The organism is Streptomyces sp. WP-1, assembly GCF_030450125.1.
In the GTDB taxonomy this organism is placed as follows: Bacteria; Actinomycetota; Actinomycetes; order Streptomycetales; family Streptomycetaceae; genus Streptomyces; species Streptomyces incarnatus.
Genome location: NZ_CP123923.1, coordinates 4,205,055 through 4,216,684, shown reverse-complemented (window position 1 = coordinate 4,216,684; position 11,630 = coordinate 4,205,055). Strand labels below are relative to the sequence as shown.

12 protein-coding genes, 1 tRNA gene and 1 other RNA gene are annotated in these 11,630 nt (G+C 73.6%); 7 read left to right on the top strand and 7 right to left on the bottom strand.

Annotated elements, in window-relative coordinates; genetic code table 11:
* Nucleotides 1-49 precede the first annotated feature (49 nt).
* Nucleotides 50-146: signal recognition particle sRNA small type (gene ffs, locus QHG49_RS18355), an RNA gene on the bottom strand.
* 72 nt (nucleotides 147-218) lie between these two features.
* Here ffs and QHG49_RS18350 point away from each other — a divergent pair.
* Together QHG49_RS18350 and QHG49_RS18340 are read left to right on the top strand one after the other, a co-directional pair.
* Nucleotides 219-306: transfer RNA gene (locus tag QHG49_RS18350), tRNA-Ser, on the top strand.
* Between the two features lie 388 nt (nucleotides 307-694).
* Nucleotides 695-2,068: a DUF4041 domain-containing protein gene (locus QHG49_RS18340; RefSeq protein WP_370530481.1), complete on the top strand. Its 1,374-nt coding sequence runs from the start codon at nucleotides 695-697 to the stop codon at nucleotides 2,066-2,068.
* Here the strand turns inward: QHG49_RS18340 and QHG49_RS18335 are convergent.
* Genes QHG49_RS18335 through QHG49_RS18320 form a run of 4 tightly spaced genes read right to left on the bottom strand, consistent with a single transcriptional unit; the run spans nucleotide 2,058 to nucleotide 6,034 of the window.
* Nucleotides 2,058-2,819, bottom strand: a complete 762-nt coding sequence (locus QHG49_RS18335) for an SDR family NAD(P)-dependent oxidoreductase (protein WP_301490370.1) — start codon at nucleotides 2,817-2,819, stop codon at nucleotides 2,058-2,060. The genes QHG49_RS18340 and QHG49_RS18335 overlap by 11 nt on opposite strands.
* Nucleotides 2,816-3,292, bottom strand: coding sequence for a cupin domain-containing protein (locus QHG49_RS18330; protein WP_159702874.1), 477 nt, complete (start codon nucleotides 3,290-3,292; stop codon nucleotides 2,816-2,818). The genes QHG49_RS18335 and QHG49_RS18330 overlap by 4 nt, the downstream gene beginning before the upstream one ends.
* A gap of 56 nt (nucleotides 3,293-3,348) precedes the next feature.
* Nucleotides 3,349-3,936, bottom strand: coding sequence for a GNAT family N-acetyltransferase (locus tag QHG49_RS18325; RefSeq protein WP_145488512.1), 588 nt, complete (start codon nucleotides 3,934-3,936; stop codon nucleotides 3,349-3,351).
* Nucleotides 3,926-6,034, bottom strand: a complete 2,109-nt coding sequence (locus tag QHG49_RS18320) for a penicillin acylase family protein (RefSeq protein ID WP_301490369.1) — start codon at nucleotides 6,032-6,034, stop codon at nucleotides 3,926-3,928. The genes QHG49_RS18325 and QHG49_RS18320 overlap by 11 nt, the downstream gene beginning before the upstream one ends.
* A 95-nt stretch (nucleotides 6,035-6,129) precedes the next feature.
* Between QHG49_RS18320 and QHG49_RS18315 the strand changes: the two genes are divergently transcribed.
* Both QHG49_RS18315 and QHG49_RS18310 read left to right on the top strand, forming a co-directional pair.
* Complete coding sequence (locus QHG49_RS18315) at nucleotides 6,130-6,750, top strand: HhH-GPD-type base excision DNA repair protein (protein ID WP_301490368.1); 621 nt, start codon at nucleotides 6,130-6,132, stop codon at nucleotides 6,748-6,750.
* 135 nt (nucleotides 6,751-6,885) lie between these two features.
* Nucleotides 6,886-7,581 carry an HdeD family acid-resistance protein gene (locus QHG49_RS18310; protein WP_145488507.1) on the top strand — a complete coding sequence of 232 codons (696 nt, stop codon included), beginning with the start codon at nucleotides 6,886-6,888 and terminating at the stop codon, nucleotides 7,579-7,581.
* Nucleotides 7,582-7,663: 82 nt separating this feature from the next.
* Here the strand turns inward: QHG49_RS18310 and QHG49_RS18305 are convergent, their stop codons facing one another.
* On the bottom strand, nucleotides 7,664-9,253 hold the full coding sequence (locus tag QHG49_RS18305) for a helicase HerA-like domain-containing protein (RefSeq protein WP_301490367.1): 1,590 nt from the start codon (nucleotides 9,251-9,253) through the stop codon (nucleotides 7,664-7,666).
* A 144-nt stretch (nucleotides 9,254-9,397) separates the two neighbouring features.
* On the opposite strand from QHG49_RS18305, the gene QHG49_RS18300 reads away from it, so the two are divergent.
* Both QHG49_RS18300 and QHG49_RS18295 read left to right on the top strand, forming a co-directional pair.
* On the top strand, nucleotides 9,398-9,694 hold the full coding sequence (locus QHG49_RS18300) for a type II toxin-antitoxin system VapB family antitoxin (RefSeq protein ID WP_003986294.1): 297 nt from the start codon (nucleotides 9,398-9,400) through the stop codon (nucleotides 9,692-9,694).
* 139 nt (nucleotides 9,695-9,833) lie between these two features.
* The gene (locus tag QHG49_RS18295) at nucleotides 9,834-10,484 is read left to right on the top strand and encodes a LytR C-terminal domain-containing protein (protein WP_236576349.1); all 651 of its coding nucleotides are present in this window, start codon (nucleotides 9,834-9,836) and stop codon (nucleotides 10,482-10,484) included.
* Between the two features lie 95 nt (nucleotides 10,485-10,579).
* Here QHG49_RS18295 and upp read toward each other — a convergent pair whose 3' ends face one another.
* Complete coding sequence (gene upp / locus QHG49_RS18290) at nucleotides 10,580-11,215, bottom strand: uracil phosphoribosyltransferase (protein ID WP_145488503.1); 636 nt, start codon at nucleotides 11,213-11,215, stop codon at nucleotides 10,580-10,582.
* A gap of 95 nt (nucleotides 11,216-11,310) precedes the next feature.
* Here upp and QHG49_RS18285 point away from each other — a divergent pair, with 95 nt between their 5' ends.
* Nucleotides 11,311-11,514: a hypothetical protein gene (locus QHG49_RS18285; RefSeq protein WP_145488502.1), complete on the top strand. Its 204-nt coding sequence runs from the start codon at nucleotides 11,311-11,313 to the stop codon at nucleotides 11,512-11,514.
* Nucleotides 11,515-11,630 lie beyond the last annotated feature (116 nt).

Genomic DNA, 11,630 nt, shown 5'->3' with positions numbered 1-11,630 from the left:
GAGGTTATAGGCGACCGCTGACAACCGGTCCCGCCGAAGCCCCCGCCAACGCAGACGCCCCCCACGCACCCGCCAGAGCCGACCTACCCTTGCTGCCTTCCGGCCCTGGGGGAGTTCAGTCAGATAGCGCCGCGTGAGGGGCTACGCAGAGAGTACCCGATCCGGGCCTGCGGGAACGAGTTCGCGAGCACCCTCCTCGGTCATGTAATGTTCCGACCGGAGGATTCGCCTAGAGGCCTAGGGCGCACGCTTGGAAAGCGTGTTGGGGGCAACCCCTCACGAGTTCGAATCTCGTATCCTCCGCCAGTGCCTCACCGGGCACGATGCCGAAGGGCCCCTGGAAACAGGGGCCCTTCGGCGTTGTGTGTCTGCCTGCCCGTGCGCGATCACAAGAAGGTCACAAGGCGGGGCAGGTGGGCGCCCCGGTCGCCGCTCGCCCGGAGAATCGCGCTCTGCGCATTTCACGGGGGGGGAATGAGCGCTTATCGCTTCAATCCGCCGCCGGGCTGGCCCGTGCCGCCCGTGGGGTGGACGCCGCCGGCGGACTGGCGGCCCGATCCGGCGTGGCCGGCCGCTCCGGAGGGCTGGCAGTTGTGGGTCCCGGAGGGCGGCGGCCCCGAGACCGGTGCCCTCGCCGTCGGTGCCGCGCCCGTGGTTCCGGCGCCGCGCAAGGGCCGGTCGTTCGGGCGGCGCCGTGCGGACGCGGTCTCCGAGGCGGAGGAGCTGCGGGCCTGGATCGCGCGGACGCAGGGGCTGGACGCCGAACGCGTCGCCGACCTCGTACGGCAGGTCGAGGCGGAGGCCCGCGGCGCTGCGGGAGAGGGCGGTCGCCGAGGCCGGTGACGAGGCCAGGGGGATCGTCGAGGACGCGCGGGCCACGGCGAAGGAGATCCTCGCCGACGCGCGCCGAGCGGCCAAGGAGACCGACCGGCTGCGCGAGGACGCCGACCGTCGCCGCGCGGAGGTCGCCGCGGCCGACCGGCGGCTCGCCGAACTCCAGGCGCGGATCGTCAACGCCGATGAGACCGCCCTGCTCCAGGAGGCGGGGATCTACGCCTACCGGCATGTCCTCCAGGACGCGATCGCCTACCGCAGCCGGCTCGACACGCTCCGGGACGAGATCAAGTCGCTGGCCCGCGCGGGCCGGGCCGTGCACGCCACCACGGACTGGACGGTCAACGGTTCCAGACGCGAGGGCCAGAAGATGGTCCGCGACTTCTCCAAGCTCATGCTGCGCGCCTACAACGCCGAGGCCGACTACGCGGTGCGGTCCATGCGGCCGTACCGGCTCGCCTCCCTGGTCGACCGGCTCTACAAGAGCCGCGAGACGATCGCCGAACTGGGCGCCACCATGCACATCCGGATCAGCGACGAGTTCCACGACGCGCGGGTGCGGGAGCTGGAACTCACCGCCGACTACCTCCAGAAGAAGGACGAGGAGAAGGAGGCACAGCGCGAGGCCCGCGCCCGGGAGCGGGAGGAGGCCGCCGTGCAGCGGGAGCTGGACCGGCAGCGCGAGAAGCTGAACAAGGAACTCGGCCACTACCAGGCGGCGTTGCAGCGGCTGCGCGAGCGCGGGGACGAGAGCGGCGCCACGGAGCTGGAGGCCAAGCTCGCCGAGATCGAGAACTCGCTCCAGGACGTCGAGTCCCGCGCGGCCAACATCCGTACCGGCTATGTGTACGTCGTCTCGAACGTCGGCGCCTTCGGGGATCGCATCGTGAAGATCGGCATGACCCGCCGGCTCGAACCCCTCGAACGGGTCTACGAGTTGAGCGGTGCGGCCGTTCCCTTCCGCTTCGACGTGCACGCGCTGATCTTCAGCAAGGACGCGGTCGGCCTGGAGGCGGAACTGCACCGGCACTTCGCGTCCCAGCGGGTCAACCAGGTCAACAGCCGCAAGGAGTTCTTCTACGCCACACCGGTGGAGGTGCGCGACGCGCTGCACCGGTTCGCCGGGCAGCACCTGATCGAGTTCACCGAGGAGCCCCAGGCCCTGGAGTGGCGCGCGAGCAGGAACGGGAACGCGAACGGCGCCGCCCCGCCGAGCACGGCGCTCACCAGGTAGGCCGCGCCGACACGCCCTCGTCCACCACCAGGTCGTGCCCGGTGATCCAGGAGGCGAGCGGCGAGACCAGGAAGACGCAGGCGTCGGCGATGTCCTCGGGTCGGCCCAGGCGGCCGGTGGGGGCGGCGGTGCGCCAGCGGTGGACGCCGTCCGGCCAGGCGTCCGCGAGGCCCGGGCGGTCGATCAGGCCCGGGGAGACCGTGTTGACGCGGATGCCGTCGGGGCCGTACTCCAGCGCGGCCGACCGGGCGTGCGCCACGACCGCCGCCTTGGCCGCGCCGTAGTGGGCGTGGCCGGGCGCGGGGTGGGCCGCCTCGATGGACGCGATGTGGGTGACGGTGCCGCCGCCGTGCCCGCGCATATGGGCCGCGGCGGCCTGGGTGCAGGCGAAGACGCTGGTGAGGTCGGTGTCGATCACCGCGCGCCACTCGGCGGCGGTCATCCCGGGCAGTGGCCGCACCGGCTGTACGGCCGCGTTGTCGACCAGCGCGGTGAGCCGGCCGCCGGACCAGTCCAGGGTGTCGTGGACCAGGCGGTGGCAGGCGTCCTCGTCGGTCAGGTCCGCGCGCAGTACGACCGCCTCGCCGCCCGCCGCGCGGATCCGGTCGGCGGTCTCCCCGGCCGCGGTGACCGCCGTACGGCAGTGCAGGGCGACCGCCGCGCCCTGTCCGGCGAAGCGCAGCGCGATGGCGCGGCCGATGCCGCCGCCCGCGCCGGTCACCAGGGCGGTCTGTCCGTCGAGGAGGTTCATGTGCGGCACAGTTCCCTGATCCGGGCGGCCTCGGCGGGGTAGCGCGCCGTGAGGTCCGCGGCGTCCCCGTGCTCGTAGTCCGCGTAGGTGAAGCCGGGGGCCGTCGTGCAGCCGAAGTGCGTCCAGGCGCCGCCCGGGGCCACCCGCGCCCCCATCCAGGTGCGGGCCGGGACGGTCAGCTGGACCTGCTGTCCGGCGCGCAGATCGGGGCCGAGGACGGCGGTGCGGGTGGTGCCGTCGGGGGCAAGGAGCAGCAGGTGCAGCGGGTCGCCGAGGTAGAAGTGCCAGATCTCGGCGTGCGGGAGGCGGTGCAGGGCGGAGTAGTCGTCCGCGGTGAGCAGGGCCACGATGGCGGCGCCCTCGGGGCGGCCGTCCGCCCGCTCGGGCCCCTCCCAGGTACGCCGGAACAGGCCGCCCTCGCGGGGGATCGGTTCGAGTCCGTAGTGCGCGATCAGCTCGTGCGGAGTCGTCACCCCCGGAAGGCTACCCCCGCACCACCCCAGCCCCCCGTCCCCGCTCCACCGGCGCGCTACCGACGCTCCAGGAAGGCGAGTTGGGCGTGCTTCTCGGGCAGGTACACGTCGGGGAGGTCCACCTCGGGCAGTACGACGGCGGGTCCGGGCACGAAGCCCTGGCGGACGAAGCGGTCGATCGCCTTGGCGTTGCGGACGTCCGGGTCGACCACCAGCCGCTCCCGGCCGAGGACGGTCAGCGCGTACGTCGTCAGGACGGTGAGCAGCGCGGCGGACCAGCCGGGGCGCGCGCCGGCGGGGTCGGCGGGGGCGAGCAGGACGTGCACGCCGAGGTCGCCGGGGCGGACGTCGTAGCACTCGCCGACGCGGTCGGCGGCGGGCTCGTACGTCTGGAACAGGGCGGCCGGGGCGCCGTCCTTGGTGACCAGGTGGGCGTGGTGGGTGTCCAGGGTGGCCATGTGGGCGTAGATCTCGGCGACCTGGTCGCGGCTGAGGCCGGTCATGCCCCAGAAGGCGGCGCGTTCCTCGCTCACCCAGGCGTGGATCACGTCCGCGTCGGCGGCGGGGTCCAGGGGACGGACGCGGACGGTGCCGAAGCCGTCGACGTGCTGCTCGTACGACGTCTCGTGCGCGTCAGTGGTCATGCGGGTGCTCCAGGGTGCGGTCGGGGGTGCGGTCGGGGGTGAGCCGGTTCCAGTCGGTGACGACGGGGGCGAGTTCTCCCCCGAGCCACAGGGGGAGTTGGTCGTGGTGGTGCGGGCTGCCGGGGACGCCGTCGGCGCCGAAGGGGACCACCCAGCGGCTGGCGTCCCGGTCGGCGAGGTCCCAGACCCAGCGGGCGGCGGGGCCGCGGGCGGCAAGGTCGGTGAGGCCGGGCACGGCGGAGGTGCACAGCACGCAGTCGTGGTCGCCGGCCAGGCCCGGGGTGGTCAGGCCGTCCGGCAGGGCCTGCCAGGGGACGAGGCGGTGGGTGTCCGACCAGGTGCCGGTGGGGGGTTGGGCGGCCACGTCCTCAAGTGCCTCACGGACGAGGGCCGGACGGTCGATGCCGTACAACTCCTCGGCACGCAGCAGGTGTTCGAGGGCGAAGCCGACGCGCGGGACGAGGGCCAGCCAGGGGCGCAGCGCCACCGGGTACGCCGGGGGTTCGGTGAGCGGCGCGAACGCCGGTTGTGCGGCGAGGAGTCGTACGACCGCGCCGCGCAGCGCCGCGAAGAGCGCCGCGTCGGTGCTGTCGGCGTCCATGCGGCGGTCCCACGCGAGCAGCCGGTCGCGCACCCGGGCCGCGGCCGGGGCGAGGCCGTCGAGCGCGGCGAGGTGGTCGAGGAGGGGCGCGGCGGAGGCGAGATGCGTGTCGGTGTGGATCGCGGCCATGTCCCCGGCGCTCCAGCGGCCACCGGTGTCGAGGAGGGCGCGGATGCGGTCGGCGCGGTGCGGCGGGGCGAACTCCACGCCGAGCGGGGCGGCCGGGCCGCGCTGGTTGGCCATCACGGCGATGCCGTCCGGGACGGGGGCGTACGGCATCTCGTGCCAGCCGTGCCAGTCGTGGCCGGGGCGCCAGGCGGGCACCGGGTGGAGGCGGTTGGCGCGGGCGCGCAGCGGGACGCGCCCGGCGACGCGGTGCAGGGTGCCGCCGTCGGTGTCGGCCGCCTGGACGACGTTCACCGGCTCGGCCCAGGCGTCCAGGGCCCGGTCGACGTCGGCGACGTTCCGCGCGCGCAGGAGCGGGAGCAGCGCGCCGAAGCCGAGGTCCTCCGTGACGCGGGGCGGGTACCGCAGGGCGAGCGCCCCGCCGTCGGCGGCCTCCGGGTCGTACGGCGTCTCCGGGCCCCCCGCGATCACGGGGCCCCGCTCCGTCTCGATCACCTCGACCTCGACGGGCGCCTCCCCCGCGACCTCCAGCGTCTCGGTGTGCGCGTGCGCCGGGTGCCAGCGCCCGTCCGGGCCCAGCACCTCGACCGAGGAGCCCGCGCGGCGCAGGCGCTCGCGGTAGAGGTCCTGGTAGTCGGCCATGGCGTTGGTGATGCCCCAGGCGACCGCGCCCGCGTGCCCGAAGTGGGGCAGGCCGGGGACGCCGGGGACGGCCAGGCCGAGGACGTCGAACTCGGGGCAGGCCAGGCGGATCTGCTGGTAGACACCGGGGTCCTCGATGAAGCGGTGGGGGTCGCCGGCGAGCAGCGGCCGGCCGGTGGCGGTGCGGGCGCCGGCGAGCAGCCAGCCGTTGCTGCCCGCCGTGCCGGGGCCGTCGGTGGCGAACAGGCCCACCGCGTCCGGGCCCAGGTGCCGGATCGCCTGCTCGCGCCAGAGCTTGGCCGGGAAGCCCGCGAAGAGGAGATGGGTGGAGAGCCAGACGGCGAGCGGGGTCCAGGGCTCCCAGCGGCCCGGGGTGAGCGCGGTGCGGGCGAACTCCGGGGCGCGGCGGGCGCCGGCCGGCAGGCCCTCGTTGACCCCGTCGGCGTACGACCGCACCCAGCGCGCGGTCTCCGGGTCCCGGCGTTCCAGCGCGGCGAAGCAGCGGCGGGCGGTGTCGGCCAGGCGGGCCCGGCGGGCGAGAACGTCCCAGGGGACCTCATCGGGGCCGAGGAAGGACGCGGACGTGCCCTGGGCGCGGTGCCGTTCGACCTCCAGCTGCCAGGCCCGGTCGAGCGCGGTGACCCGGCCCTGCGCGCGGGCCAGCGCGTGCACGTCCGCCGCGCGCAGATGGGGGATGCCGAAGGCGTCGCGGTAGGTCTCGCTGGTCACCCCGAGCCCTCCAAGTCTTAGGTTAGCCTTGCCTAATTTCCAACGGGGGAATCGTACGCGACGCGCGATCAGCCGCGACGCGGGATCATCGACCCATGGACGTCACCCTGCACCTCGCCCAGGATCCGGCGGCCGACGCGCTGCTCGGACGCTCGCCCCTCGCCGCGCTCACCGGGATGCTGCTGGACCAGCAGGTTCCGATGGAGTGGGCGTTCAAGGGGCCCCGGACCATCGCCGACCGGCTCGGCGCCGAGGACCTGGACGCGCACGAGATCGCGGCGCGGGACCCGGAGGCGTTCGCCGCGCTGCTCGCCGGGAAGCCGGCCGTGCACCGCTACCCGGGCTCCATGGCCAAACGCGTCCAGCAGCTGTGCCAGTACCTGGTCGAGCACTACGACGGGGACGCCGAGGCCGTCTGGCGGGGCGTCGGCAGCGGGTCCGAGCTGCTGAAACGCCTGGAGGAGCTGCCGGGGTTCGGACGGCAGAAGGCGCAGATCTTCCTCGCGCTGCTGGGCAAGCAGCTCGGGGTCGCGCCGGCGGGCTGGCGCGAGGCGGCCGGCGCCTACGGCGAACCGGACTCCTACCGGTCCGTCGCCGACATCACCGGACCGGACTCGCTCACCAAGGTGCGCGCCCACAAGCAGGAGATGAAGGCGGCGGCCAAGGCGGCCAAGGCGACGAAGACGGCCAAGGCGGAGAAGGCGGCCCGGAAGTAGACCCGGAAGCGGGTCCGCGGGTGCCCGGTCGCGGGTCCGCGGGTCGCCCGATCGCCGGTCCGCGGTACGCCTGGTGGGCCACCCGGGTGGCCCACCCGGGTGGCGGACCGCGCGGAGCCGTTCCGAGCATGGAGCATGACCGAGGCATCGCATCACGGTCCGGAATGGGGCCGTGAGTACGACGACCAGCGCGTCCACGGCGGACATCCGCCGGGCGCCCCGCACGAACCGCAGGCGCGCCGCGAGCGCCATGAGGCCGAACCGCCGGTCGAGGGACCGCTGCACGCCCTGGCCAAGGCCGCCTGGCAGGTGGTCCTGGTCACCGGGATCGCCTCGCTGGTCCTGGGCGTCCTGGTCCTGGTGTGGCCGGGCCACTCGCTGGTCGTGGCCGGCGTCCTCTTCGGGCTCTATCTGCTGGTCAGCGGCGTGTTCCAGCTCACCGCAGCGTTCGGCACGCACCAGGCGACCTCGCTGCGGGTGCTGGCGTTCATCAGCGGCGCGCTGTCGATCCTGCTCGGCCTGCTCTGCTTCCGCGGGCCCATGCAGTCGATCCTGCTGCTCGCCCTGTGGATCGGCATCGGCTGGCTGATCCGCGGGGTCACCCACACCATGGCCGCGATCTCCGACCCCCGGATGCCCGCGCGCGGCTGGCAGATCGCGCTCGGCGTGCTGACCTTCGTCGCCGGGATCGTGCTGATCGACTCGCCCTTCGAGTCGGTGGCCGTACTGACCCTCGTCGGCGGCATCTGGCTGGTCGTGGTGGGCATCACCGAGATCATCACCGCGTTCCGCATCCGGCACCGGGCGAAGCAGGTGCCGCAGACCGTCTGAACCGCCCGCACCGCCGGACCGGACGCGCCCACCGCCACCGGTCCGGCGGCCGGTCACCGTCTCCGGACCGGCGGCCGGTCGTTCACCGTCTGCGGCGCGCCGTCCCGAACAGGGACCGGGTGATCTCGCGGCCCAGCTGGGTGCCGACCGAGCGGGCCAGGGACTTGAACATCCCGCTGCCGACGACCTGTTCGACCAGCGTGGGCTCCTCCTTCGGCGCCCGCGCCCGCGTCCGCACCGGCTCCGGCTCCGGCTCCGGGGCGGCCTGCGCGGCGCTCAGCTTCTCGTACGCCGACTCCCGGTCCACAGCCTGTGCGTAACGGCCATGGAGCGGCGAGTTCCGTACCGCGTCGTCCAGTTCGGCCGGATCCAGCGGGCCCATCAGGGACTCGGGGGCACGCAGCCGGGTCGCGGCGACCGGGGTGGGGGCGCCGTTCTCGCCGAGCACGGTCACCACGGCCTCGCCGGTGCCGAGCCCGGTGAGCAGCTCCTCCAGGTCGTACGACGATCTCGGGAAGGTCCGCACGGTCGCCCGCAGCGCCTTCTGGTCGTCCGGGGTGAAGGCGCGCAGCGCGTGCTGGACGCGGTTGCCGAGCTGGCCGAGGACGTCGGCGGGCACGTCCTTCGGGGTCTGGGTGACGAAGAAGACGCCGACGCCCTTGGAGCGGATCAGCCGCACGGTCTGGGTGATCGAGTCCAGGAACGCCTTGGACGCGCCGTCGAACAGCAGGTGCGCCTCGTCGAAGAAGAACACCAGCTTCGGCCTGTCGGCGTCGCCGATCTCGGGCAGGTCGTGGAACAGGTCGGCCAGCAGCCACATCAGGAAGGTGGAGAACAGCTGCGGTCTGTCCTGTACGGCGGCCAGTTCGAGGACGGAGACGGTGCCCCGGCCGTCGTCGGCCGTCCGCAGGAAGCCGGCCGTGTCGAACTCCGGTTCCCCGAAGAAGTCCGCCATGCCCCGCGCCTCGAAGGCGGTGAGCGAGCGCAGGATCACCCCGGCGGTGGCCGTGGAGAGCCCGCCGATGCCCTTCAGCTCGGGTCTGCCCTCGTCGGAGGTGAGGAAGGCGACGACCGCGCGGAGGTCCTTGAGGTCGATCAGCTCCAGGCCCTTGGTGTCGGCGTAGTGGAAGATCAGGCCGAGGGACTGCTCCTGGGTCTGGTTGAGCCCGAGCACCTTGGACAGCAGCACCGGTCCGAAACTCGTGACCGTGGCGCGCACCGGGATGCCGTGGCCGAGGCCGCCGAGCGCGTAGAACTCCGCCGGGAACCCGGCCGGGGTCCAGCTCCTGCCGACCTCGCCGGACCGCTGCCGTACCCGCTCGTCGTCCCGGCCGGGGCGCGCGATCCCGGACAGGTCGCCCTTGACGTCCGCGAGGAACACCGGCACCCCCCGCGCCGACAGCTGCTCGGCGATCAGCTGGAGGGTCTTGGTCTTGCCGGTGCCGGTGGCGCCCGCGACCAGGCCGTGCCGGTTGAGCATGGACAGCGGGACGCGGACCGGGGCGTCCGGGTGGCAGACGCCGTCCCACAGGAGGGCGCCGAGGTCGAGGGCGGGTCCGGAGAAGGCGTACCCGGCGGCGATCTCCCGGGCCGGACCGGGGAGCCCGGCGCCGGCGGGGCCCTGAGGGTCCGCGCCGGGACCGGCTCCGGGCTCTGCGTCGCGGTCGCTCATCTGGTCCCCTGTCCCTTCGCCTGCCCCTCCGCCACGGCCTCTGCTGCCGATAGGCGGCATTTGTACTGTTTGCGGAACCTTTTCAAGCGTCGCACTGCGGCGCCATGGCTGCGCCCGGAACGTCTGGGCCGGTAGGCTTTCCGTGTGATCTTCAAGCGCATCGGAAACGGCCGGCCGTACCCCGATCACGGCCGGGAAAGCACCCGGCAGTGGGCGGACGTCGCGCCGCGCCCGGTCCGCCTCGATCAGCTCGTGACGACCAAGCAGCAGCTCGACCTGGAGACCCTGCTCGCGGAGGACTCGACGTTCTACGGCGACCTCTTCGCGCATGTCGTGAAGTGGCAGGGCGATCTCTACCTGGAGGACGGCCTGCACCGCGCGGTGCGCGCGGCGCTCCAGCAGCGCCAGGTGCTGCACGCGCGGGTGCTCGAACTCGGCTGACCGGACCGGTCGGCCGGGCCCTCGCCGGTTACGCCGACCGGCCCTGTGACGTCCGCCGATTGACCCGTTCGGGTTCCACTGGGCCCCCTCTGCTGATCATCTGATAGGCATCCCCGCCCCGGCGCACTACGCTGCGCTCATGAGCATGCTGACTCCCCCCGGCATGGGCGGCAAATACAAGATCACGGGGACGAAGTACCCCCGGATGCGCCGTCCCCGGCGGCGAGGCCGGCTGGTCGCGGCCGTACTGGCCTCCGTGTGCACGCTCGGCCTGCTCGGCTGGGGCACGCTGGAGCTGATCGACGTCTTCAGCGGTGGCGGATCGACCGCCGACGCCGCGAAGCGCTGCCCGGCCAAGAGCAGGACCGACGCGGCGCGGGCCGCGACCGCGCACGGCGGGAAGGTGCCGACCCCGCCCGGCCGGATCACCGTGAACGTCTTCAACGCCACCGCGCGCACCGGGCTCGCCAAGGACACCGCGGACCAGCTGAAGAAGCGCGGGTTCAAGATCGGTGACGTCGGCAACGCCGGTGCGGACTACGACAAGAAGGTCAAGGGCGCGGGGGTGGTCCTCGGGCCGACGTCCGCGGTCGACACGTCCCTGCCGGTGCTCGGCGCGCAGGTCGCGGGCGCGGAGCAGCGGCCCGACGGGCGCAAGGGTGCCACGCTCGACCTCATCCTCGGGGACGGGTTCAAGGGGCTGGTGAAGGCGGCGGACGCGGACAAGGCGGTGACGGCCCTGTCCGCGCCCTCGACTGCCGTCGGCTCAGCGGAAAAGAAGGGGTGCTGAGGGTTCGTCGCCGGGTGCGGGTCCCGGGGGGTTGCTCGCGCAGTTCCCCGCGTCCCTTCGGGGGCGCGACCCCCGCACGGTGCTGAAAGGCTCCGCTACTCCGCCGCGCCGTACAGACGGTCGCCCGCGTCGCCCAGGCCCGGGATGATGTAGCCGTGCTCGTTGAGGTGGTCGTCGACCGCGGCGGTCACCACCGTCACCGGCGTGCCCGCCAGTTCGCGCTCCATCAGTTCGACGCCCTCGGGCGCGGCCAGCAGGACCACGGCCGTGACGTCGTCCGCGCCGCGCCGGATCAGCTCGCGGATGGCGGCGACCAGGGTGCCGCCCGTGGCCAGCATCGGGTCGAGGACGTAGACCTGGCGGCCCGAGAGGTCCTCCGGCATCCGCGTGGCGTACGTGGAGGCTTCCAGCGTCTCCTCGTTGCGGATCATGCCCAGGAAGCCCACCTCGGCGGTCGGCAGCAGCCGGACCATGCCGTCGAGCATGCCGAGACCGGCGCGCAGGATCGGCACCACGAGCGGGCGGGGGCGGGCGAGCTTCACACCGGTGGTGCGGGCGACCGGCGTGTCGATGTCGACGATCTCGGTGCGCACGTCCCGCGTGGCCTCGTAGGCGAGCAGGGTGACCAGCTCGTCGGCGAGCCGGCGGAAGGTCGCGGAGTCGGTGCGCTGGTCGCGCAGCGTGGTGAGCTTGTGAGCGACCAGGGGGTGGTCGACGACGTGGAGGCGCATGCCCATAACGGTACCTGCGCCCCGGACCGCTCCGTGCTGGCGTCAAACCGGCCGTCCGGGGCAGGGTGACAGGGACGGACTAAGGGTGGTGTGACGTGTCTGACCTGCCTGATACTCCCGACGGCGCGCACGGGACCAGGGCCGCGGGTCCCGAGACCGAGGCCGAACGGCGGCGCCGTAGAGCACGGTTCCTGCGCGAGCTGGCCGAGGCACGGGCCCTGCGCGAGCGGGTCCAGCCGCGACGCGCCAAGGCGGCCCGGCTGCGCCACGCGATGCGGATGCGCACCTTCCGCTGGTGAGGCCGGGGCCATGAGCTGGGACCCCTGGGCAAGAAGCGGGTGAGGAAGATCGCCGGCGGTGCCGGGGTTTCCGAGGTGGGCGTGCGTGAGCGTCTCGCAAAGCCGCGTACGATCCG